General features: G+C 46.3%; 16 protein-coding genes, 1 tRNA gene and 2 pseudogenes. 8 read left to right on the top strand and 11 right to left on the bottom strand.

Going from position 1 to position 23,579, the window contains the following annotated elements:
• Window positions 1-21: 21 nt before the first annotated feature.
• From DXA15_RS16595 to DXA15_RS16570, 6 genes and pseudogenes are all read left to right on the top strand, one after another.
• Complete coding sequence (locus tag DXA15_RS16595; RefSeq protein WP_128134757.1) at window positions 22-249, top strand: ferredoxin family protein; 228 nt, start codon at window positions 22-24, stop codon at window positions 247-249.
• 7 nt (window positions 250-256) lie between these two features.
• Window positions 257-1,335, top strand: a pseudogene (locus tag DXA15_RS16590) (3-methyl-2-oxobutanoate dehydrogenase subunit VorB).
• A gap of 189 nt (window positions 1,336-1,524) precedes the next feature.
• Window positions 1,525-2,289 (top strand): thiamine pyrophosphate-dependent enzyme, encoded by a 765-nt coding sequence (locus tag DXA15_RS16585; protein WP_007653276.1) that lies wholly within the window; start codon window positions 1,525-1,527, stop codon window positions 2,287-2,289.
• 17 nt (window positions 2,290-2,306) lie between these two features.
• Window positions 2,307-2,849 (top strand): 2-oxoacid:acceptor oxidoreductase family protein, encoded by a 543-nt coding sequence (locus DXA15_RS16580; protein WP_007653275.1) that lies wholly within the window; start codon window positions 2,307-2,309, stop codon window positions 2,847-2,849.
• A 70-nt stretch (window positions 2,850-2,919) separates the two neighbouring features.
• Window positions 2,920-5,055 carry a putative porin gene (locus DXA15_RS16575; protein ID WP_128134756.1) on the top strand — a complete coding sequence of 712 codons (2,136 nt, stop codon included), beginning with the start codon at window positions 2,920-2,922 and terminating at the stop codon, window positions 5,053-5,055.
• Between the two features lie 5 nt (window positions 5,056-5,060).
• Entirely contained in the window at window positions 5,061-5,879 is an 819-nt protein-coding gene (locus DXA15_RS16570; RefSeq protein ID WP_128134755.1) for a transporter substrate-binding domain-containing protein, read from the top strand.
• Between the two features lie 16 nt (window positions 5,880-5,895).
• Here DXA15_RS16570 and DXA15_RS16565 read toward each other — a convergent pair whose 3' ends face one another.
• Window positions 5,896-7,038 carry an ATP-binding protein gene (locus DXA15_RS16565; RefSeq protein WP_128134754.1) on the bottom strand — a complete coding sequence of 381 codons (1,143 nt, stop codon included), beginning with the start codon at window positions 7,036-7,038 and terminating at the stop codon, window positions 5,896-5,898.
• Between the two features lie 183 nt (window positions 7,039-7,221).
• Between DXA15_RS16565 and DXA15_RS16560 the strand changes: the two genes are divergently transcribed.
• The gene (locus tag DXA15_RS16560; protein ID WP_128134753.1) at window positions 7,222-8,517 is read left to right on the top strand and encodes a DEAD/DEAH box helicase; all 1,296 of its coding nucleotides are present in this window, start codon (window positions 7,222-7,224) and stop codon (window positions 8,515-8,517) included.
• Window positions 8,518-8,706: 189 nt separating this feature from the next.
• On the opposite strand, the gene rho is transcribed toward DXA15_RS16560, so the two are convergent.
• The 6 genes and pseudogenes from rho to DXA15_RS16530 all read right to left on the bottom strand — a co-directional run bounded on the left by rho (window position 8,707) and on the right by DXA15_RS16530 (window position 16,918).
• Window positions 8,707-10,722: a transcription termination factor Rho gene (rho, locus tag DXA15_RS16555; protein WP_128134752.1), complete on the bottom strand. Its 2,016-nt coding sequence runs from the start codon at window positions 10,720-10,722 to the stop codon at window positions 8,707-8,709.
• A gap of 186 nt (window positions 10,723-10,908) precedes the next feature.
• A complete protein-coding gene (tilS, locus tag DXA15_RS16550; RefSeq protein WP_128134751.1) occupies window positions 10,909-12,249 on the bottom strand; it encodes a tRNA lysidine(34) synthetase TilS in 1,341 nt (446 codons plus the stop codon).
• A 101-nt stretch (window positions 12,250-12,350) separates the two neighbouring features.
• On the bottom strand, window positions 12,351-13,115 hold the full coding sequence (locus tag DXA15_RS16545; RefSeq protein ID WP_128134750.1) for a zinc ribbon domain-containing protein: 765 nt from the start codon (window positions 13,113-13,115) through the stop codon (window positions 12,351-12,353).
• A 1-nt stretch (window position 13,116) separates the two neighbouring features.
• Entirely contained in the window at window positions 13,117-14,214 is a 1,098-nt protein-coding gene (locus DXA15_RS16540; RefSeq protein ID WP_128134749.1) for a Nif3-like dinuclear metal center hexameric protein, read from the bottom strand.
• A gap of 79 nt (window positions 14,215-14,293) precedes the next feature.
• Window positions 14,294-16,053 (bottom strand): annotated as a pseudogene (aspS, locus tag DXA15_RS16535) (aspartate--tRNA ligase).
• Window positions 16,054-16,843: 790 nt separating this feature from the next.
• A tRNA-Pro gene (locus DXA15_RS16530) sits at window positions 16,844-16,918 on the bottom strand.
• Between the two features lie 216 nt (window positions 16,919-17,134).
• Between DXA15_RS16530 and DXA15_RS16525 the strand changes: the two genes are divergently transcribed.
• Window positions 17,135-17,773, top strand: a complete 639-nt coding sequence (locus DXA15_RS16525) for a recombinase family protein (RefSeq protein WP_007653257.1) — start codon at window positions 17,135-17,137, stop codon at window positions 17,771-17,773.
• Between the two features lie 81 nt (window positions 17,774-17,854).
• Here the strand turns inward: DXA15_RS16525 and DXA15_RS16520 are convergent, their stop codons facing one another.
• The 4 genes from DXA15_RS16520 to hypF form a co-directional block, all read right to left on the bottom strand.
• Complete coding sequence (locus DXA15_RS16520) at window positions 17,855-19,915, bottom strand: acetate--CoA ligase family protein (RefSeq protein ID WP_128134748.1); 2,061 nt, start codon at window positions 19,913-19,915, stop codon at window positions 17,855-17,857.
• A 78-nt stretch (window positions 19,916-19,993) separates the two neighbouring features.
• Window positions 19,994-20,749, bottom strand: a complete 756-nt coding sequence (gene hypB / locus DXA15_RS16515) for a hydrogenase nickel incorporation protein HypB (protein WP_128134747.1) — start codon at window positions 20,747-20,749, stop codon at window positions 19,994-19,996.
• Between the two features lie 16 nt (window positions 20,750-20,765).
• Window positions 20,766-21,107, bottom strand: a complete 342-nt coding sequence (locus DXA15_RS16510) for a hydrogenase maturation nickel metallochaperone HypA (protein WP_128134746.1) — start codon at window positions 21,105-21,107, stop codon at window positions 20,766-20,768.
• Window positions 21,108-21,109: 2 nt separating this feature from the next.
• Window positions 21,110-23,377, bottom strand: a complete 2,268-nt coding sequence (gene hypF, locus DXA15_RS16505; protein WP_128134745.1) for a carbamoyltransferase HypF — start codon at window positions 23,375-23,377, stop codon at window positions 21,110-21,112.
• Window positions 23,378-23,579: the final 202 nt, after the last annotated feature.

Here is a 23,579-nt window from a genome sequence, read left to right as displayed (position 1 = left end):
TAAAACATAATTAGTTATACTATGGCAAAAATAAAAGGAGCGGTCGTTGTAAATCAGGAACGCTGCAAAGGGTGCAACTTATGTGTGGTTGCCTGCCCCAGCGATGTTCTGGAATTACACCCGCGTGAAGTGAACAACAAAGGGTACCATTATGTGTACATGAAAAACCCGGATACTTGCATCGGTTGCGCCAGTTGCGGATTGGTTTGTCCCGACGGCTGTTTAACCATCTACAAAGTAAAAATATAAAACAGATATGGCAGAAGAGATAAAATTAATGAAAGGGAACGAAGCCATCGCCCACGCAGCTATCCGCTACGGTGCCGACGGATACTTCGGATACCCTATCACTCCGCAATCGGAGATCCTGGAAACCCTGATGGCTGAAATGCCTGGGAAACTACCGGTATGGTAGTACTGCAAGCTGAAAGCGAAGTAGCAGCGATCAATATGGTGTATGGCGGTGCCGGAACAGGTAAACGTGTATTGACTTCATCTTCCAGCCCCGGCGTCAGCCTGAAACAGGAAGGTGTTTCCTATATTGCAGGTGCGGAACTTCCTTGTCTGATTGTAAACGTCATGCGTGGCGGTCCCGGCCTGGGAACAATCCAGCCGAGCCAGGCAGACTACTTCCAGACTGTGAAAGGTGGCGGACACGGCGACTATCGCCTGATCACCCTGGCCCCTTCTTCCGTACAGGAGATGGCAGACTTTGTCGGACTGGGTTTCGACCTTGCCTTCAAATATTGCAATCCGGCTATTATCCTTGCCGACGGTATCATCGGCCAGATGATGGAAAAAGTGGTGATGCCTCCTTTCCGTCCGCGTAAGACAGAAGCTGAAATCATCGCCGAATGTCCGTGGGCCGCACAAGGCAAACTGAAAAGCCGCAAAGCAAACGTGATCACTTCACTGGAGCTCGACCCGGCCAAAATGGAAGAGAACAACCTCCGCTTCCAGGCTAAATACCGTAAGATTGAAGAAAACGAAGTACGCTACGAAGAGTTCCATTGCGACGATGCGGAATATCTGCTGGTTGCCTTCGGTTCTTCCGCACGTATTTGTCAGAAAGTTGTGGAGATCGCACGTGCTGAAGGTATCAAACTCGGCCTGTTGCGCCCGATCACGCTGTGGCCGTTCCCGAAAAAAGCCATTGCCGATTATGCCGAGAAGGTAAAAGGCATGCTTTCCGTCGAACTGAATGCCGGCCAGATGGTGGAAGATATCCGCCTGGCTGTAAACGGAAAAGTAAAAGTTGAACACTTCGGCCGCCTGGGTGGTATCGTGTTCACTCCGGATGAAGTACTGAACGCGCTGAAAGAGAAATTATTCTGATTCGTATGACACGCGGAAGTAAAATAGATAGCATATTGACAATCCTGTTCATGGTATTGGCGGCGGCAGCGATCATCTGCTACTTTGCCGTTGACGACCGTCACGTATTTCTCTATTGCGGCGGAGCAGCCATATGCTTCAGACTTGTTCAATATCTACTGAGATTTATTAGTTAATTTAGTAACAATTATGGAACTCAACGAAATAATTAAACCGGAGAATCTGGTCTATACAAAACCGGAATTGATGAACGACAATCCCATGCACTACTGTCCCGGTTGCAGCCACGGTGTGATACATAAGCTGATCGCCGAAGTGATCGCCGAAATGGGAATGGAAGAAAAAACAATCGGTGTCTCCCCGGTGGGTTGCGCCGTTTTCGCATATAACTATCTGGATATAGACTGGGAAGAAGCAGCTCACGGACGTGCTCCGGCGATTGCAACAGCCATCAAACGTCTGAATCCGGAAAAGATGGTCTTCACCTATCAGGGTGACGGCGACCTGGCCGCTATCGGTACAGCCGAAACCATCCATGCAGCCAACCGCGGTGAGAACATTGTGATCGTATTCGTGAACAATGCCATCTACGGTATGACCGGTGGACAGATGGCTCCTACCACACTGGAAGGTATGCCGACAGCCACTTGCCCGTACGGACGTAACATCGCCTTGAACGGTTACCCATTGAAGATCGGTGATCTGCTGGCTCAGCTGGAAGGAACCTGCCTGGTTACCCGCCAGAGCGTACAGACAGCCGCCGCCGTTCGTAAAGCCAAGAAAATGCTTCGCAAAGCCTTCGAAAACTCTATGGCAGGCAAAGGCACGTCAGTTGTCGAATTCGTTTCCACCTGTTCATCCGGCTGGAAGATGACACCTGAAAAAGCAAACAAATGGATGGAGGAAAACATGTTCCCGTTCTATCCGCTGGGGGATCTAAAAAATAAAGAATAAGTAAATACAAAAACGACATGAAACAAGAAATAATTATAGCAGGCTTTGGTGGACAAGGTGTTCTGTCGATGGGTAAGATACTTGCTTATTCCGGACTGATGGAAGGCAAAGAGGTTAGCTGGATGCCTTCATACGGACCTGAACAGCGTGGCGGTACGGCTAACGTGACCGTTATCCTGAGCGACGACCCGATCAGTTCTCCGATCCTGAACGAATACGATATCGCGATCATCCTGAACCAACCTTCCATGGACAAGTTCGAAAGCAAAGTAAAACCGGGTGGTATCCTGATCTATGACGGATATGGAATCCATACTCCGGTGAAACGTACGGATATCAGCGTTTATCGTGTGGATGCTATGGACGCAGCTACCGAAATGAAGAACGAAAAAGCATTCAATATGCTTATCCTGGGTGGTCTGCTGAAGATCGTTCCGATGGTGAAACTTGAAAACGTATTGCTGGGTCTGAAGAAGTCCCTGCCCGAACGTCACCACAAGTTAATCCCGATGAACGAAGCCGCCATTAAGAAGGGGATGGAAATTATACAGAAAATGTAATCTTGCAAAAAGAATATAAAGAAGGGCGTTTCTTTCGTAGAAATGCCCTTTTGTTTTATCTTTGCAACCCATGAAGCATTGCTTATACATATTATTATTGCTGATAGTATCTGCCACAACCGTTCAGGCCCAACGTGGAGCCAGCAGGGCAGATCAGAAAGGTGGAGGAAAACGTGGCGGCTTCTCCTTGTCAAACCTGACATCATCTCAGAAAGATATACCGGACAGTCTGCTGGTAGCGGATAGTGCCGCCTTAAATTCAAAGCGTATAACCGCCTATCGGCTTACCCCTTCCCTGGGTGAGGCATATGTGGCGCCACTGGACACAAACAAGCTGAATTTCAGCAACTCGACACTGGTGGAAAGTAAATCGCTCGCCATCGGTTATCTGGCTAACCTGGGAGCACCGGCACAGACGAAAATATTCTCCGAACGGCAGGAAGCACGCGATTTTATCTTCGCCGATGCCTACGATTACTATATCACAACGCCGGAAAACGCTTATTTCTACAACACAAAGATTCCTTATACCAACGTTCTGTACACCACCGCCGGCGGTAGTACGAACAAAGAAGAACAGTTGAAAGGAACCATGACCATGAATTTTGGCAAAAAGATCAATGTGGGTGCCGATATCGACTATATTTATGGCCGCGGACATTATAAAAACAACGGTAATAAACTGTTAAGCTACCGTTTCTTCGGCAGTTACCAGACTGATCGGTACGAAATGCATGCCTACCTGAGTAACTTCAACTTCGTAAACTACGAAAACGGAGGAATGGCAAACGACTCAACCATCAGTCATCCCGACGAATATTTCCCGGAAGGACGTCCCTCCGACACAAAGTCGTACGACATACGTTATCTGACCAATGCCTGGAACCGTGTTCGCGGGAAACGGTATTTCCTGACCCAGCGTTATAACCTCGGTTTCACACGTGAGTTGGAGGAAGAGGATGAAGAAGGGAATCCGAAAGAAATGTTCGTCCCGGTATCCAGCATTATCCATACGATCGATTATGAAGATAACCGTCGCCGGTTCATCGCCGACAATACGGCGCTGATGGATTCGTCCTATATAGTCGACGACAACGGCCAGCGTTTCCCACGTATTTATGGGTTAGGAGCTACACTCAACGACCAGACATCTTCGTGGAATCTGAAAAATACGATCGGACTTTCCCTGCGTGAAGGTTTCCAGGACTGGGTTAAGTTTGGTTTGACAGCTTTCGTCAGACTCGAAAAACGCCGGTTCAAACTGGAACCTAGAATAGAAGGGCTCGATTATGGCGAATATGGCCGGGGTCCATACTTCTCTGTTGATAATATCGACCTGAAGAACCTGCCTACAGCAAAGCTTTACGACGAGTTTTCTACTTACGTTGGAGCCGAACTTTCCAAACGCCAGGGTAGCATCCTGACCTATAATGCACGCGGAGAACTTTGTATGGTTGGTAGCGATGTCGGTGAGTTCCGTGTTACCGGGGATTTACAAACCCGTTTCAAGTTGTTCAATAAAGATGCTGTGATCAAGGCAGACGCCTATATAAAGAATGTAACGCCGGCCTTTTACATGCGCCATAACCATTCCCGTTATTACTGGTGGGATAACCCCAACTTTAACATGACCCAGCAAATCTATGCGGGCGGTGAAGTGTATCTGGAATCTTCAAAAACAACTTTAAAAGCCGGAGTGGAGAGTATTCAGAATTATATCTATTTCAATAAACAGGGATTCCCGGTACAGCATAGCAGCAACTTACAGGTAGTCAGTGCACGCATCAAACAAGACTTCCGCTTCCGTGCTTTCGGTTGGGAAAATGAAGCATGCTGGCAGTTAAGCAGCGATGAAAGCGTACTCCCGCTTCCGTCATTAAGTGCCTATTCAAACATGTATCTGGCCGTCAAAGTGGCGAAAGTACTGACCGTACAGCTAGGTGCCAATGTATATTATAATACAGCTTATTATGCACCTTACTACGAACCGGCAACACAGCAGTTCCAGGTTCAGGATGAAGTAAAAGTCGGTAATTATCCACTGGTTAACGCCTACGTAAACTTCCACCTGAAACAGGCACGGTTCTTCGTTATGGCTTACAACCTAAGCAGTAAATTTGCCAATCCGGACTATTTCTCCCTGGCACACTATCCGCTGAATCCGATGGTGTTGAAAATGGGTATTGCCGTTACATTCAATAACTAAGCCGTATGAAATCCCGGAAGTTACTGGTAGTCTATATTGTCCTCCTGGCATGCGTACTGATAGCCATGTTCCGTTTATGGCCGTACAAGCAGGAACCTGTCCCACCCAGGGATTATCCGGAAATTAAGTCAGAAGGTATTCTGCGGATGGTTACCGAATATAACCAGTCCGGCTATTATGTAGCCGGCGATACGATCGAAGGTTTCCAATACGAACTGAGCCAGGCCATCGCCGCTTTATCCGGACTGGAAGTACAGACTCAGCTGGAGATGAGTCTGGCCGAAAGTTTCAAACAATTATCCGATAACCAATGCGACGTAATCGCCCGCAATATCCCTATCACCAGCGACATCAAAGAAGACTATCTGTTCACCGATCCGATCGTCTTCAATAAACAAATATTGGTGCAACGCACGGAAGAAGCCAATAATGGCATCAAACCGATCCGTAACCAGCTTGATCTGGCACAAAAGACCTTGTATATTCCGAAAAACTCCCCCGCCTTACTGCGCCTGCAAAATCTGGCACACGAAATAGGAGATACAATCTATGTGAAGGAAGATGAACTTTATTCCAGCGAACAACTGGCTATCATGGTTGCCAAAGGCGATATCGACTATGCCGTATGCGACCAGCAAATAGCCCGCGTATCTAAAGAAAATTTGCCGGAAATAGATATCGACACGGATATCAGCTTTACCCAACTCCAGTCGTGGGCGGTACGCAAAGACTCCCCTATCCTGCTCGACAGCCTGAACAGCTGGCTGTCACAAATCAAAGAAAGCGGGTTATACGATCAGATTTACAAACGCTACTATAAATAATGTGCCAATTGGCACATTATTCTTCTCGTGAAGGCAGAATAAACGAAAAAGTAGAACCTTCCCCTAGTTGCGATTCTACACAGATCGAGCCTCCCATTTTAGTAACAAGCCCTTTGCATATAGCAAGTCCCAGGCCGATACCTTCCACATAGTCATTGACTTTAACAAAGCGGTTAAAGAGGTTTTGCAGCTGCTCCTCGGCTATCCCCTGTCCGGTATCCTTCACATAAAAATTCAGCCGGCCATCTTCCAGCGCCTTATACCCCATCGTAATACTTCCCTTTTTAGTATTCTTGATCGCATTATTGACCAGGTTATTTACTAATTGGAGTAAGCGGATATAATCGGTTCCAAAGGTGCAGCTATCCAATCCTTTTTCCAGAATCAACTTCACATCTTTCGGCATACGGGGCTTTACAGAAGCATAGGTCGTATCCATCATCTCGTTCAGGTCGATCGGAGCATAACTAATCTTTATCGCATCCGCCTCAATCTTCGACAAGTCCAGAATATCGTTGATAAGCTGCATAAGTAATTGATTATTCGCCTTGATTATCTCGTAATAAGACATACGCTCTTCGTCCGTATCCGCAAACGCCATCATTTCTGAAAAACCGGTTATTGCATTCAACGGCGTACGGATCTCATGACTCATGTCTGCCAGATATTTTGATTTCAGCTTATCAGCCATTTCCGCTTTATCACGCTCATCTTCGAGACGTTTTTCTATTGCCCGCTTAACTGTGGCATCACGCCACAAAGCCAGCAACAGAGGTTTCCCGTTACTTAAAGAAATCGGGTATTTTTCTACTTCAAGATATTTCATCTCACCGGAAGCGGCCTTGAGCCATCCATGAAATTCGGCCTCTTTTCCTGAACTGATGACTCTCTTATCTATCCCCAACCGTTCCTCTACCGACATTAAGGCATTATAATGCACTTCAGAGTCATCGTGCCCCTCGATCTGGGAAGTATCAATCCCTGTTATCTCTTCCATAAATTTATTCCAGTAAAGATAATTGAAATGATCTTCCGGATCTTTCACAAACACACCCAAAGGCAAATGATCTAATATCGTATTCAGTAACTCATGAACAGTATCCGGCTCATTTAAGGTTACTTTCTTTTGAGAGCTGTTGCAGCTATCATTTGTTCCCATAATATAACTTGCTATTTTTCCAATGTAGGCAAAGATATTAATTTTTTACGGTACCCCACTATATAGATACATCAATTTTCAACGCTTACAGAAATTTACAGGACAATTATTACAAGAGCCGGGGTTACTATTGTAGAATTTGACAAATATTATTTACCTTTACGGAGAATTTAATGATAAAAGATGAGATTTGACGAATTGGATTTAGAAGAGGCCGTATTGGACGGACTCGATGCTATGAATTTTCAGGAAACAACTCCTGTACAGGAATTAACTATTCCTGTTATCTTAGAAGGGAAGGATATTATTGCCTGTGCACAAACCGGTACAGGGAAAACAGCAGCCTACGTGTTGCCATTAATTAACCAATTAAGCAAAGGCAATCATCCTGACAATGCGGTCAATGCAGTTATTATGGCTCCAACCCGCGAGTTGGCCCAGCAGATAGACCAGCAGATCGAAGGTTTTACATATTTTGTTCCGGTATCGGCTGTGGCCGTATACGGTGGTACCGACGGAGTTGCCTGGGAGCAACAGAAGCGTGGTATGGAAATGGGGGCCGATATCGTTATCGCCACTCCGGGACGTTTGTTGTCCCACCTGAAACTGGGAACAGTAGACCTTTCACAGGTTTCCTATTTTGTACTGGATGAAGCAGACCGTATGCTGGATATGGGATTTTACGACGACATCATGCAGGTATATAAACAACTGCCTCCCACTTGTCAGACTATCATGTTCTCGGCTACCATGCCACCCAAAATCCGGACGTTAGCAAAAACAATCCTGAAGAATCCCGAAGAAGTCAAAATTGCCATCTCACGACCTCCCGAAACAATTATGCAGACAGCCTATATCTGCTATGATCCTCAGAAGCTAAAGATACTTGAAGACCTGTTCTTGCAAAGTCGCCCGCAACGTGTCATTATTTTCTCTTCCTCCAAAATGAAAGTGAAAGAGCTCGCCTCCACCCTGAAACGAATGAAGTTCAATGTAGCAGCCATGCACTCCGACCTGGAGCAGTCGCAGCGCGAAGAGGTAATGAAAGAGTTCAAGAACGGACATATCGATATCCTGGTGGCAACCGATGTTGTTTCGCGCGGTATTGACATCAACGACATCAAACTGGTAGTAAACTACGATATCCCCCACGACCCGGAAGATTATGTACACCGCATCGGCCGTACTGCCCGTGGTACCGGAGGCGAAGGATTGGCCATCACATTCATCAGCATTGAAGAGCAGGCACAATTCAAACGTATTGAAGACTTCCTGGAAAAAGAAGTTTATAAAATTCCCATCGACCCGAAGTTCGGCGAAACCCCGCTATACGAACCTGAAAAATACGGAAACATGCGTCGCGGACGTGGACGTCCCCGGAAAGACGGTAGCACCGGAGGAAGATCCTTCGAAAACAAACGTCCGGGAACTCCCTCCAGAAACGGTAACCGCCGCGGAAGACCACGGAAAGAATCTTAATATTTTAATCGAAACACATACAAACTAATAGAACAGTCTATAGAGACTTTCGAAAGTAACCCCGAGTCAAGCTTGGGGTTTTTATTTATACCTCCTCTACATAAACATAAAAAAACCCGGAGTTAATAAACTCCGGGCCGATTAAAATCCCTACGGGACTTTCTGTATATTTTTTTGATTCCTGACGAATTATCCGTTCATGGAAGCCAGGAACTCCATATTGTCATAAGTCTGTTCCATCCGTTTCTTCACAAACTCCATCGCTTCGATCGAATTCATATCCGACAGATATTTACGAAGAACCCACATACGGTTCAATGTACTTTCATCCTGCAACAAATCGTCGCGGCGAGTACTTGAAGCAGTAATGTCGACAGCCGGATAGATACGCTTATTAGACAGCTTGCGATCCAACTGCAATTCCATATTACCCGTACCCTTGAATTCCTCAAAAATCACATCGTCCATCTTAGAACCAGTCTCAGTCAATGCTGTTGCCAGAATCGTCAGGCTACCACCGTTTTCGATATTACGGGCTGCACCAAAGAAGCGTTTCGGTTTCTGTAATGCGTTCGCATCCACACCGCCGGAAAGAACCTTACCGGAAGCCGGCTGAACTGTGTTATAAGCACGTGCCAGACGAGTAATCGAATCCAACAGGATCACTACATCGTGACCGCATTCAACCATACGTTTAGCCTTGTTCAAAACGATTTCGGCAATCTTCACGTGGCGTTCTGCCGGTTCATCGAAAGTAGAAGCGATCACTTCCGCATCAACGCTACGTGCCATGTCGGTTACTTCCTCCGGACGTTCGTCGATCAACAGGATGATCATATAGACTTCCGGATGGTTTGCTGCAATCGCATTGGCGATATCTTTCAGCAACATGGTTTTACCGGTCTTTGGCTGTGCTACGATCAAACCACGCTGTCCTTTACCGATCGGCGAGAACAGGTCGACTACGCGAACAGCGATATTGTCGTATACTTTCGGAGCCTTGCGTGCTGTAAGCATGAATTTTTCATCCGGGAAAAGCGGTGTCAGATGATCGAAAGGAACGCGGTCGCGCACTTCTTCCGGCGAACGACCATTGATCTTGTCCACTTTTACCAGCGGGAAATATTTTTCACCTTCCTTCGGCGGACGGATAGCACCTTCCACCACGTCACCAGTCTTCAGTCCGAACAGTTTGATCTGCGACTGCGATACATAAATATCGTCCGGTGAAGTCAGGTAGTTATAATCGGAAGAACGCAGAAAACCATAACCATCCTGCATCATTTCCAATACGCCTGTACCGATCAGGATACCGTCAAACTCGTATTGCTTATCTTGCGATGCATTATTATTGTTATTGTTGCGCTGATTATTGTGGTTGTTCTGTCTGTTATTGTTATTCTGACGGGGCGTGTTCTGTTGCTGCGGTTGCGAAGCGGCCTGCGGTTCAGGCTGCTGCGGTGCAGCTTTTTCCTGTTTGGCAGGTGAAGGGGAGAACGGGAAGAGTTGGTCAAGAACCGACTTGGTGTCCGGATGTCTGAACACAACCCTTTTAGGTTCGTTAGCTGCCGGAGCCTCTGCTGCCGGTGCTTCAGGAGCCGTTTCAACGACAGGTTCTGCGGGAGTCGCCGGAGCTACGGGAGCCGCTTCGACTACCGGCAACTCTTCGGGAGCGCCTTCAACTACAACCGGAGGTAATAAGGGCTTTTCTATAGCTACTTCCGTAGTGACAGTCTGAGGGGCTTTCGAAACTTTCACTTCGTCCGTCTGATTAGCCGGAGCAACTGCACCAGCTACTTTTTCCTTCTTTTCAATACGTACTCTTTTCTTACGCTCAGATTGTTCCTTTTTTTCTGCAACTACAGCTGCCTGCTTTTCTTCAACAGGTTGTGTGGCTTTAGGGGCTACAACCTCGGTTGTTTCTGCTTTTGCAACTTTCGGTTTGCTTTCAGCCTTCGGTGCTTTTGCAGCAGCCGTTTTAGAAGGTTTCTTTGCTTTTGTCTGCTTTTCAGCCTTCTTAGCTTCTTTTTCTTTCTCCTTTTCTGCCTGTAGACCTGCGTATGAGATAGCCTGTTCATCAAGAATGCGATAAACAAGTTCTTCTTTTTTCAAAGAACTTATTTTCTTAATTCCCAACTCTTCCGCTATACTCTGCAATTCAGGAAGGAGTTTTTCATTTAGTTCTAGAATGTTATATTTCTGCATATTGAGAAGTGAGTAATAAAAACGGCGCACGATAAAAGATTGTACAATACGTGCCTTCCGCTATCATTGTATCTTAATAGTTTTTGATAATAAAAATTTCAATGTAAAACCGGATTGTTTAGCTAATTTGAATCATTAGTAACACATCTGCGGAGCAAATCTTTGCAAATGTAAGAACATTTTTAATTATTCTATTATTTTTGTCGAAAAAAAATTCACAACCAGCACACTCTTAGTCGTTTTGTCGATACAATAACGATTGTCAGAGCGCTCTCCCACAATCCAGAGGATGTTTTCACCGCTACAAAGGAGCCATGTCTGCTCTTTGTCCATGCGGCTGAATTTATGATCTGAGAAATAATCGCTCAGTTTCTTACGGCCTTTCATTCCAAAGGGAATAAACCAATCACCTTCTTTCCATTTACGAAGTGTCAGAGGAAACGAGAGTTTGTCGTAATCAAAATAGGCGATATGTTTATCCTTCCGGAAACAGAAGTCAGTAGTAATAACAGATTTAAAGAAAGAAAGTTCAACCGGACCCCGCCAGATCTCTTCTACGATATCATCCGCAGTAAAAGTATATTCCTGCTCTTCTTCTTTCTTTACAGGCGAAAGCAGCAGATATTCACGGTCTTTCAGCAAACGATAGTCGGGTGAGTAGAACATTTTGCCCGATTCTCCCGTTAGCGAACGGAACACATCGTCGGCCACCTGCCGGGTAAAACCGTAAGGTTTCAGCAATTCATACAGGATCGTTGCCGGCGAAGGATACTCCATCAGGCGGGCAATCGGGATACGGAAATCTTCTTCCAACAATTCCCGGCGCGCCTTTTCCACTACATGCAGATAGATAGCCTCTGTTTCGGCCAGATGATCGGCTGTACGCGCAATAGCCGCTTTTACGGAAGGATTCAACTCTTCCAGCAAAGGAAGTACACGCAGACGGATAAAGTTACGTGTATAGGCATCCGACAAGTTCGTGCTGTCGGTTACATAAGATAGCTGCTGTTCAGCAAGCCAATCCAGTATCTCGCTACGGCTGACAGCCAGCAAAGGACGCACCACATAACCATTTTTAGGCCGGATCCCTCCCAATCCACGGATTCCTGTGCCACGGACCAGGTTCATCAATACGGTTTCCACACTGTCGTCGCGATGATGGGCCACGGCAATCGCTTGTGCACCCAAACGCAGCCTCATCTCTTCAAACCAGTTATAACGCAGTTCTCGGGCCGCCATCTCGATAGAAAGATGATGTTCGGCTCCATAAGCCGTTGTATCAAAATCTATTTTATAGAAAGGAACATCCAGTGTACGTGCCATCTCCCGGGCAAACTGTTCATCGCGGACAGACTCGTCGCCACGCAGATGAAAATTACAATGCAGGGCGACACAAGGATAATCGAGCTGCACAAGCAAAGCAAGCAAGGCAACCGAATCGGCTCCCCCGCTCAAACCAACCAGCACAGGCCCGTCACCGGACAGCAACTGTTGTTTCTCTATGTATGCACGGACAATATTTCTCATTGGTACAAAAATCAGCACGGATTACACAGATTCCACAGTCTAATCAAATAAGAACCGTGTTAATCCGTGTAATCCGTGCCTTAAAAATTATAGATGTAATTTTAATCTTCTATACCTGCCAGTTCCGGGTCAATCATGATACGTCCGCAATATTCGCAAACGATCACTTTCTTACGCAACTTGATATCCATCTGTTTCTGAGGCGGAATCTTGTTGAAGCAACCACCGCAGGCATCACGCTGGATATAAACGACAGCCAAACCGTTGCGGGCACCTTTACGGATACGCTTGAATGCAGTCAGCAAACGGGGTTCGATTGTTGTTTCCAGTTTTTTAGCCTTTTCGCGCAGTCTTTCTTCTTCCTGCTTTGTTTCAGAAATGATTTCTTCCAGTTCGCTTTTTTTCTGAACCAGGTCAGCCTTACGGCCGTCCAGTCTTTCGGAAAGCTGGGCAATCTCTTCTTTCTTATGGTTAATCGCTTCGCCGAATTCGCGGATCTTCTTTTCAGAAAATTCGATTTCAAGTCCCTGGAATTCGATTTCCTTTGACAGGTTATCAAATTCGCGGTTGTTGCGCACGTTATCCAGTTGCGATTTATATCTCTCGATCAGTCCGGTAGATTCTGTAATTCTGTGTTTCTGTTCAACAACAGCACTCTCATAATCCTGGATCTCCGACTGATAGTTCTGAAGACGGGTTTCCAATCCTGCAATCTCATCTTCCAGGTCCTGAACTTCCAGGGGAAGCTCTCCACGAAGCGTTTTGATCTTATCAATTTCAGTCATCATCGTCTGAAGTTGATAAAGCGTAGAAAGCTTTTCTTCAACTGTATACTCTTTTTCAGCTGATTGTTTATCTGTAGCCATTCTATAAATATTTTACCGGGTTTGAATTAACATTCGAAAAATGTACGGCAAAGGTAGGGAATTTTTTCGATATTATGTTATAAAAGATGTCTTTTGTACATACTTCGGATTCATAATGACCTATTACAGCCAGCAGAATACGATCCTCTACATCATAAAAGTCATTGTATTTGGCCTCACCTGTAATGAACACGTCCGCACCGTAGGCTATCGCATCTTTTATCAGGAATGCACCACTGCCGCCACACAAGGCAACTTCACGTATCGGCTTGCCTGTAAAGGCCGAATGCTTCACGCAACCGACCTGAAAGAGGTCTTTTATCCGTTGCAGAAAAACCAACTCGTCCTCTTCTTCGGGCAACTCTCCCACTACCCCCGAACCAACCTGGTCCCAGGTATTATTCAAAGGATAGAAATCGAACACAGGTTCTTCGTACGGATGAACCGAAAGCAGGGCGCGTGTAATCGTCGATTTACGAAAAGCGGGTAATATCGTTTCGATGCGGATTTCGCGCTCCACATGCAACTCTCCCACTTCACCACAAAACGGATTTGTACCCTCTCCGGCACGGAAAGTTCCCTTACCTGCCAGATTGAAACTACATGAATCGTAAGCACCAACAGTACCGGCACCGGCATTGAACAAGGTAGTCCGTACCAACTCCGCATACACCTCGGGCACAAAAGTGACCAGTTTCAGCAAGGCTCCCTTCTGAGGACTCAGCACACGTACATTTTCCAGTCCGATCAGTTCCGCCAAACGGAAGTTAACGCCTCCGGCAGCATTATCGATATTGGTATGGGCTGCATAGATCACCAGATCATATTTGCATGCCTTTATCATACACCGCTCGATATAAGTGGAACCGGTCAACGACTTGAATGCTTTAAAGGCTAAAGGATGATGTGAAATAATCAGGTTACACCCCATTTCTATCGCCTCGTCGACCACCTCCTCGGTAACGTCCAGGCAAAGAAGCGCACCGGTGGCAAGCTGGTTCACATCACCGACCTGTACACCAGCATTATCAAAGCTTTCCTGCAATGGCAACGGAGCGTATTGCTCCAATTCTTTCAGAACATCCTTTATCCGTATCATAACAATAATTTATCAATTTGCCAAAATGCCAATGTGCCAATTATGAGGTTACCTTCTTCATTGGCACATTGGCACATTTTCATATTTGCTCATTATTTATCTTCAGACACAATTCATCCAACTGCACGTCGTCGATTACAGACGGAGCATCGAGCATGACATCGCGGCCTGAATTGTTTTTCGGGAAAGCGATACAGTCGCGGATTGAATCGAGACCGGCAAATAAAGACACCCAACGGTCCAGACCATAAGCCAGACCTCCGTGAGGCGGCGCACCATACTTGAAAGCATTCATCAGGAAGCCGAACTGAGACTGTGCTCTTTCTTCGGTGAATCCCAACAACTGGAACATCTTATCCTGCAATTTGCTGTCATGGATACGGATAGAACCTCCACCCACTTCAACACCATTGATAACCATATCGTAAGCATTAGCACGTACGGCACCCGTATCGCTATCCAGCAAGGGAATATCTTCCGGCTTCGGAGAGGTGAACGGATGGTGCATAGCATAGAAACGCTGATCTTCTTCGCTCCACTCAAACAGAGGGAAGTCAACCACCCACAGGCAAGCAAACTTGTTCTTATCGCGCAACCCCAACTGACTTGCCACTTCAAGACGCAATTCGCAAAGCTGTTTGCGGGTCTTCATCGCATTATCGCCTGAAAGGATCAGGATCAGGTCGCCCGGTTTTGCACCGAAGGCTTCCTTCATCTGTTGCAATGTTTCCTGTGTATAGAATTTGTCTACGCTCGACTTCACGCTGCCATCGGCTTCTACGCGGGCATATACCATACCCTTCGCTCCTACCTGCGGACGTTTAACGAATTCAGTCAACGCATCCAGTTGTTTACGTGTATAAGTTGCTGCCCCTTCTGCACAGATACCGCCAACATAAGCAGCATCATCGAATACAGAGAAACCATGACCTTTCATAATATCCATCAATTCGACAAACTTCATGCCGAAACGCAGGTCGGGTTTGTCGCTACCATAATATTTCATTGCATCGTGCCAGGTCATGCGCTGGAACGGCTCTTTAATTTCGATGCCACGGATTACCTTGAACAGGTGCTTTGCCATACCTTCAAAGATATTCAGTACATCTTCCTGCTCAACGAAACTCATTTCGCAGTCGATCTGTGTAAATTCCGGTTGACGGTCGGCACGCAGGTCTTCGTCGCGGAAACATTTCACGATCTGGAAATAACGGTCGAAACCGGAAACCATCAGCAACTGCTTCAAGGTCTGCGGTGACTGCGGTAATGCATAGAACTGTCCCGGATTCATACGTGAAGGAACAACGAAGTCGCGGGCACCTTCAGGAGTTGAATTTACTAACACCGGAGTTTCCACTTCCAGGAATCCCTGTTTATCCAGATAGTTACGAACTTCGAAAGCCATGCGGTGGCGCAGTTCCAGATTCTTACGAACGGCATTACGACGCAAGTCAGGTAACGGTATTTCATACGCAGGTCGTCTCCACCATCCGTTTCATCTTCGATCGTGAAAGGAGGAGTTACTGCTGCATTCAGTACATTCAGTTCCGAAACAATCAGTTCGATATCCCCTGTCGGAATATTTTTGTTCTTGCTGGAACGTTCTCTGACAGTTCCTGTTACCTGAATCACATACTCACGGCCCAGTTTGTTTGCTTTTTCACAAAGATCAGCATCTACTTCCTGGTTGAATACCAGCTGGGTTATACCATAACGGTCACGAAGATCGACAAACGTCATACCGCCCATCTTACGAGTTCTCTGCACCCATCCGGCTAAAGTAACCACCAGACCTTCGTCTGCCAGGCGCAAGTTTCCACATGTTCTTGTTCTATACATCTTTTTAAAGATTTATTTGTTTTAATTCCATGAATCAAAAGTATACATACAATGTACCTGTAAAATACTATTGTACTCTACGCGCAGCCGGTCTGCAAAGATAATACTATATTCATTAACTGTAATATTTTCATTGAAATTAAAAGAAAAACAGGATAACCTAACTAAAGATACTTGTAATTACTCAACACAAAACAACTGTCATACTATCATAACACAAACCTCATCAATTGATATTCAAAGCCATGCATCGTATGATAGTTTAGATGATACGGATCGACACAACCATCATACTATCATAAACGCACCTATATTTATCATGCAGTATATTGTTTATTTTCAACAACATAACGACCCATTTACGCTGAGACCCGGGTCTGTTTCCCCTTCACACCCGGGTCTCAGCACAGTTCAAACCCAGGTGTAAAAGGCACTCAAATAGGGGTCTCAGAGAAATAATCCGCTTATTCTTCGCAAAAAAAGCTATAACATCACTAAAAAAAGAAGCATATATAATGTAAAATAGCTCACCGACAATACATTCAGGCACCTTATATTTTCGATAAACAGGAAGATATGATAGTTAAATGAGGATTATGACAGTTGCCATGATAGTTATTTCAAACAACTATCATAGATATACACATTGAGATTCAATCAATATAAAAGAAAAATGAGAGTATGACAGTTTATTTGTAAAAAACTAACCAGGAAAGAAAAGTTTGGATAATATATCATATAGATTAAAAAATAAAAAGAGAACCAACCAATTCGTTGATTCTCTTTCTTGTCGGGGTACCAGGATTCGAACCTGGGACCCCCTGCTCCCAAAGCAGGTGCGCTAACCGGACTGCGCTACACCCCGTTTTGCAACCCCTTTATTGTCGATTGCGGTGCAAAGGTAAGTATTTATTTTTATCCACCAAATATTTCGTGTTCTTTTTTAATTGATTATTTTCGCATCTGTTTAATTACAAGATTTAAAGGAAAGGAGGTGAAACAGCAGAAAGAAGGACAAGCAGACATGAACATATTGCTAGCCAATATGTTATAATATAAACGTATCAACATTAAAAATAGTATGATAATTGCCTATACACGAACATATTCAAACAAGCAACAAAGTGACAATCAAAAAAATGCGATTGAACAGTTTGCCGCGAACAATAACATGACTATAGACAAATGGCATAAAGATACACGAACAACATCCTCACGACATAAGAACAGGCTTGAAGATATTATAAAAAATATGGAGGCCGGCGATACATTAATTGTAGCCGATGTCACACGCCTGAGCCGGAGGTTGATGGAAATTATGCATTTGATATTATTATGTATTGAAAAAAAGATCACTCTTTACTGTCTCAAAGAAGGGTATACTTTTGAAAACAATGTCGACAGCAAAACGTTAGCATTTACTTTTGGGCTCGTCTCGGAAATTGAAAGCAAACTAATCTCGACACGGACAAAAGAATCGCTGGAAATTACCAGAAGCCGGGGTACAACCCTCGGACGCCCGAAAGGTACTCCCAAAATGGACCACCTACTTGCGCAGAAAGAACAGATAGAAAAGGAACTCAACGAAGAAAATGCTACGTACGCCGAACTGGCCGAGTATTACCAGGTATCGCTCAGTAGCTTTAAAAAATTTGTCAGAGATAATATTCCGCCGTCACTTCCCGGACGAAAAAGAAGAGGAAGAAAACAGGCTGAATAGTACAAATAAACGAAGGGGAATTGAAACAAATCGACAGGCTTACGTTTCAATTCCCCTTTTTATTAATATCTGTCAGAGATATTATTTTTCTATCCGGATACGGGCGTCTACCGCAAATAATCCCCGGTCGGTTGCAACCAACGGGTTAATATCCATTTCTTTTATTTCAGAAGCAAAACGAAGCAAAGTTGAAAGACGGACTATAATGTCTGCATATTGTTGCTCGTCGATACCTTTCTGCCCGCGTGTACCTTTAATAATCGGGTAACCGCGTAAAGAACGAATCATTGAAAAGGTCTCGTCATAGGATAACGGAGCCAGACCGTAAGAAACATCTTTCAGTACCTCAACAAAAATACCTCCCAGACCGCAAAGGATTACATGACCGAAGCCTTCCTCATACTTCGCCCCGAGGAACAACTCCTGCCCTTTCAGCATAGGCTGTACCATAATTGCCGTCACATCCGGCAGGCGCATCATACGTTCAAACTCAAACAACAAGTGCTCCTCACTGCGGATATTCAGGGCTACACCGCCAATATCACTTTTATGTACAGGACCGACCACCTTCGCTACAACAGGGAATTTTACACGTTTGGCAAAAGTAATCAACTCGTCTTTGTCGGTCGATGTAAACTCTTCCACCAATGGGATATTGGCAGCACCCAGCAGCGTACGAACCTGTTCGGGAGCCAGATAACCGTTGGATGGCAACTGGTCGATGATACGACGCACTTCGGGCACATTGACACCATATAATTGTATATCGGTACTCATCGGCTTCGGCGTATTGATCACACGGGAAAGAGCCGTACCCAAAGTCACCTCGTCCGAGAAATTCACATGCCCCTTTTTCACAAAGCTGCGCACTTCCGGGCCGGCAGTTACGATAGAAGGCAATACCGGGAAGATTGGTTTCTTACACTCTTCCATTTTTTTATGAAGCACTTCGTATGTATCATATAATTTCACCAGGCCGGGACTTCCGAAAATAACCATCATCAAATCGACTTCTTCAAACTTATTCTCACAGAAGTCTATTGCCGTAGCCAAATGCTCCGGTGTTCCCGTTCCGATAATATCAATCGGATTACTAACGGCTGCTCCGGGATATAACTTGGATTTCAACTCGGTCGCTATCGGACCTTCCAGATTGGGGACGTTCAGACGGCCTTTGGAAAGAGCATCCGCCAACATGACGGCAGGGCCTCCGGCGTGTGTAATGATTGCACAGTTTTTTCCTTTTACTTCTTTCAGGGTGAAAATACAGGCGACTGTCGTTAGCTCTTCACGGCTGAAACAGCGTACGATACCGGCTTTACGGAACAGAGCTTCCACAGCCGAATCCGAACTGGCAATCGCACCGGTATGCGAGGAAGCGGCACGCTTGCCCGATTCGGTGCTTCCTGCTTTGATGGCTGCGATATGACAGCCTTTGCGAATCAGCGAAGCGGCATGATACAATAATTTATCGGGATTTTTAATCTGTTCGATATAAAGCATCTTGATTTTGGAATCGAGTACAGGATCAAAGTTACGGTCCATATACTCAATCACCTCCTCTACCCCAATCTGCTTGGAGTTGCCAACCGACCATACAGAGGAGAAACGCAATCCTTTTGTCAATGCCGATTCAATGATGAAAAGCGCCGTACCGCCGGAACTGGAGACGAAGTCGACTCCGTCGGGATGAAATTCAGGGATAGGCTGTGTAAACACTCCATGAAAATTCATATTCATCAGTCCGATACAGTTCGGGCCAATCATGGAAGCACCTGCTTCGTTCACACTATCCAGCATCTGATTTTCGAGTACAGCCCCCTCGTGGGTCTCTTCGCCAAAGCCGGCGGAAACCACGATAAATGCTTTTACATTCTTCTGTTTAGCCAGGATATCAACTGCTTCGGGACACGAAGAACCGGGAATCGATATGATAGCCATTTCCGTATCCGGAATATCCTGCACGGAATGATACGATTTCAGACCTTGCACGTCGTCTTCCCTGGCATTCACGACATACAGTTCTCCTTTATATTTGCCATCAAGGAGATTTCGTACCAAACGCCCGCCCGGCTTGTGTACATTATTCGAGCCGCCTACTACGACTATGCTCTTCGGGTCGATTAATTCTCGGTTAATCATAACATTTTGATTATTTTGATTCAATGAACTGGAACAAATATAGCTTTTTTATCCATTTATCCATCGAACAGGGGTTATTTATTTACATTTTGCACATTCTGAGCACAACCAGTCGCACCAGGCATCCATGCCGTCCCCTTTCGTTGCCGACACTTCAAACACCTGCAAATGATGATTCACCTTTAAAGCATTACTCTTCAAGGTCTCTATATCGGTATTCAGATAGGGTGCCAGGTCTGTCTTATTGATTACGCAAACATCGGCTTCTGCAAAGATGTGCGGGTATTTCAACGGCTTATCGTCACCTTCGGTCGTGCTAACGATAACAACTTTCTTTGCTTCGCCCAGGTCGAACATGGCAGGACAAACAAGGTTGCCGACGTTCTCTATGAAAAGTATCGAGTGATCGGCCGGTGCCAGATGTTTGACTGCGTGGTTCACCATATCGGCTTCCAGATGGCAACCGGTCCCGGTGTTGACCTGGAAAACGGGGATATCCAGTGCGGCAATGCGGTCGGCATCATTAGAAGTCTGCTGGTCTCCCTCAATGACATACAAAGGGAGTTTGCCTTTCAGGCGGCGCACGGTTTCCTCCAGCAACGTAGTCTTTCCGGAACCGGGCGAACTCATCAGGTTCAGGCAGAAGATTTTCTTTGCCTCAAAATAACCGCGGTTGCGCTCCGCCAGCAGATTGTTCCGCCGGAGTATATCCTGTTCAAGAGTTATTACCTTATCCTCATCGTGATGGTGATGATGATGTTCATGGCCATGTTCATGATGATGGTCGTGTTCGTGATGATGATGGTGTTCTCCACACCCACAAGTTCCACACATAAGCGTTTTGTATTTATTATTTAATAACAATAGATTTTACACGAAGTTCTTTTCCTTTAATGATTTTAACACAATAGGAACCGCATGCCGGGCAAGGCGTGAATAGAGTCTCCATCGGAAAAGTCAGCCCGCAGCCGGTGCACATGCCCTCACCGTCAATGATATGGCGGACAATCGAAGCATGTTCGAGCAGGGAACCTTTCACAGCACTTTCCAGTGCGAAATCAAGCGTATGCAATTCCACACCCGCCAGACGGCCGATTTCCAGTTCCAGCTCTTCGACGGCTTCCGAATGACGGCTGCGCGCCTGCTCTTCGGCCAGTTCTACGATACTTTGTGCAATAGACATTTCGTGCATAATCAGTCTTTTTTATTCCGGGAAGCGGCAATGGCCAGCTGGCCGACGGCAACTCCCCCGTCATTACATGGTATACGGCCCGGGACATACAACGGGATGCCTTTTGCGGCAAATAAATGTTGTAACTGTTCCGTCAACCTTTTATTTTGAAAACAGCCGCCGGAGATAACCACGCGGGTCGCTCCGGTCTGTTGCAGATGGCGTACGGCCTCGTCGAGCAGCAGGAAAGCCATCGTATTATGGAACCGGGCAGCCAGGTCACCGACGGAGACTCCGGAAGCCCAATCGTTCAACAGTCCTTCAAACAAGGGACGGAAGGATATAACACCTTCCTTTATTATAACCGGATAACGCACCGACTGTTCACTGCCGGCTGCCTGCTCCAGTTTTACAGGAGCCTCGGCCTGATGGGTCGACACGTCGCACAATCCCAAGAGGGAGGCGACGGCATCAAACAGCCGGCCGGCACCCGACGTATAGGGCGTATTGACGCCTCTCTCCATCATCGTCATCAGCAGGCGGATTTTATCCGCACCCACCCGTTCAGGAAAGCTTTCCGGGAAACGGGCGGAATCTCCCCAATAATGCCACAGATAAGCGACAGTCATCCGCCAGGGTTCCACAGCCGCCTTATCGCCACCGGGCAGCGGGACATATTCAAAATGCGAGAGACGGCGGTACTCTTTGCGGTCGCAGAGGAAGAACTCACCTCCCCAGACCTTTCCGTCGTCACCCAGCCCCGTCCCGTCCAGGACGATGGCAACCACTTTCTCATGCAAGCCATATTCCAGCATGCAGGCTGCCGCATGGGCGTGATGATGTTGTATTTTCAGCAGAGGTAATCCGGTACGTGCGGCAATGCGCTCCGCTTCCTGCGATGAGAGATAGTCAGGATGCATATCGCAGACCAGTAGAGAAGGGGTGAAACGGAAAAGATGCCGGAAGCGGTCCAGCGATTCCGTGTAGAAGCTGAATGTCTCCCAGTTCTTCAAGTCGCCGATATACTGGCTTTGCAGAATGGTATCCCCTTTTCCCAAGGCAAACGTATTTACTTTCTCCGCACCGAAAGCCAGGATACCTTCCACGGGAATGTCGGCAAAGAAAGGCTCCGGTACATAGCCGCGCGAACGACGCACCAGGCAAGGTTGCCCGCCGCAAACCTGAAGGACTGAATCGTCCACCCGGTTATGAATATCTCTGTTATGGTGAAGCAAGAGAGCGACTTTTCCGGACAACTGCTCCACGGCTTCGTCCGGAGTTATGGCAATAGGGTAATCGCTCAGGTTGCCACTTGTCATCACCAAGGCCGGTGTGTCGAGGGCGGCAAACCAATCCTCATGCAACGGCATATAAGGCAACATACAGCCCAAGGTCCGCATGCCGCGGTTTATATCGTCCGCCAGTGCTTTCTTTTGTTTCAGCAAGACAATCGGGCGACGCCAAGAAGACAGACAGTCTTCTTCGACCGGGCCCGCCTCCGCATAATGCCGCAAATGTTCCATATCGCGGAACATAACGGCAAAAGGCTTGCTGTCACGCTGCTTTATCGCCCGCAAACGTGCCACCGCCTCCCCGTTCAGGGCATCGCATATCAGATGATAGCCGCCAATACCTTTCGCCGCTATCACTTCTCCTTCACGAAGCAGGCGGACGGACAGGTCCAGCAACTTATCATACTCCTTTATCTTTACATTATTATATATGGCATAATAGAAAGGCCCGCAATGATTGCAGGCCACAGGCTGTGCATGGAAACGGCGGTCGCTTACCGTCGTGTATTCCCTCCGGCAGTCGGGACACATGGCAAAGGCGGCCATCGTGGTCTGCTTCCGGTCGTAAGGTAAATCGCGGATGATGGAGAAACGGGGGCCGCAATGCGTACAGTTGATAAAAGGATAACGCAGGCGATGCGGCTGCCTCATCCGGTCGGAAAGGCATTCGGGACAAACAGCGATATCGGGCGCCACCTGCGTCACCTCTTCCGAATCGGAACGGCTGGGTGCAATCATAAAATCCGGATAATCCGTATCTGCAACGTCGGCTTCTTCCCATTGAACACTATGGATCGAAGCAACTGCCGGATGCTCATTTCTGATCCGGGAAATAAACAGTTCCCGCTGCTCCGGAGTCAGGATCGCACGGATCGACACTCCGTTATTCCGGTTACCGACCTCTCCTTTTATCTTCATCTCATTTGCTATACGATAGATAAAAGGACGAAAGCCAACGCCTTGCACTAACCCACGGATTGTCAATATCGATATTCTCACACTGTTTGTTTTACTATGCTCACAAATATAGAGGGTTTAAGTTTAACAAACAACCGAACCCGGCAACAATAGAGATAACTTTTATCTATAAATTCACTAGTGTCCCGTTAAAATCGGGACGAGTTATTAATTAATCAAATAATCCCGGAATAAGGGGATTAAATTGTTCTTTGACATCATTGAAATTAGTCTTATTAAACAG

It is taken from the genome of Parabacteroides sp. AM58-2XD (genome assembly GCF_003463685.1).
Classification (GTDB): domain Bacteria; phylum Bacteroidota; class Bacteroidia; order Bacteroidales; family Tannerellaceae; genus Parabacteroides; species Parabacteroides segnis.
Note: the sequence above shows the minus strand (reverse complement) of the source record. Positions and strands in the feature narration are given on the sequence as shown.

Excerpts from the sequence above, each read along its gene's own strand:
- DXA15_RS16595 (WP_128134757.1), top strand. The coding sequence starts at position 22 with ATGGCAAAAATAAAAGGAGCGGTCGTTGTAAATCAGGAACGCTGCAAA.
- DXA15_RS16585 (WP_007653276.1), top strand. The coding sequence starts at position 1,525 with ATGGAACTCAACGAAATAATTAAACCGGAGAATCTGGTCTATACAAAA.
- DXA15_RS16580 (WP_007653275.1), top strand. The coding sequence starts at position 2,307 with ATGAAACAAGAAATAATTATAGCAGGCTTTGGTGGACAAGGTGTTCTG.
- DXA15_RS16575 (WP_128134756.1), top strand. The coding sequence starts at position 2,920 with ATGAAGCATTGCTTATACATATTATTATTGCTGATAGTATCTGCCACA.
- DXA15_RS16570 (WP_128134755.1), top strand. The coding sequence starts at position 5,061 with ATGAAATCCCGGAAGTTACTGGTAGTCTATATTGTCCTCCTGGCATGC.
- DXA15_RS16565 (WP_128134754.1), bottom strand. The coding sequence starts at position 7,038 with ATGGGAACAAATGATAGCTGCAACAGCTCTCAAAAGAAAGTAACCTTA.
- DXA15_RS16560 (WP_128134753.1), top strand. The coding sequence starts at position 7,222 with ATGAGATTTGACGAATTGGATTTAGAAGAGGCCGTATTGGACGGACTC.
- rho (WP_128134752.1), bottom strand. The coding sequence starts at position 10,722 with ATGCAGAAATATAACATTCTAGAACTAAATGAAAAACTCCTTCCTGAA.
- tilS (WP_128134751.1), bottom strand. The coding sequence starts at position 12,249 with ATGAGAAATATTGTCCGTGCATACATAGAGAAACAACAGTTGCTGTCC.
- DXA15_RS16545 (WP_128134750.1), bottom strand. The coding sequence starts at position 13,115 with ATGGCTACAGATAAACAATCAGCTGAAAAAGAGTATACAGTTGAAGAA.
- DXA15_RS16540 (WP_128134749.1), bottom strand. The coding sequence starts at position 14,214 with ATGATACGGATAAAGGATGTTCTGAAAGAATTGGAGCAATACGCTCCG.
- DXA15_RS16525 (WP_007653257.1), top strand. The coding sequence starts at position 17,135 with ATGATAATTGCCTATACACGAACATATTCAAACAAGCAACAAAGTGAC.
- DXA15_RS16520 (WP_128134748.1), bottom strand. The coding sequence starts at position 19,915 with ATGATTAACCGAGAATTAATCGACCCGAAGAGCATAGTCGTAGTAGGC.
- hypB (WP_128134747.1), bottom strand. The coding sequence starts at position 20,749 with ATGTGTGGAACTTGTGGGTGTGGAGAACACCATCATCATCACGAACAC.
- DXA15_RS16510 (WP_128134746.1), bottom strand. The coding sequence starts at position 21,107 with ATGCACGAAATGTCTATTGCACAAAGTATCGTAGAACTGGCCGAAGAG.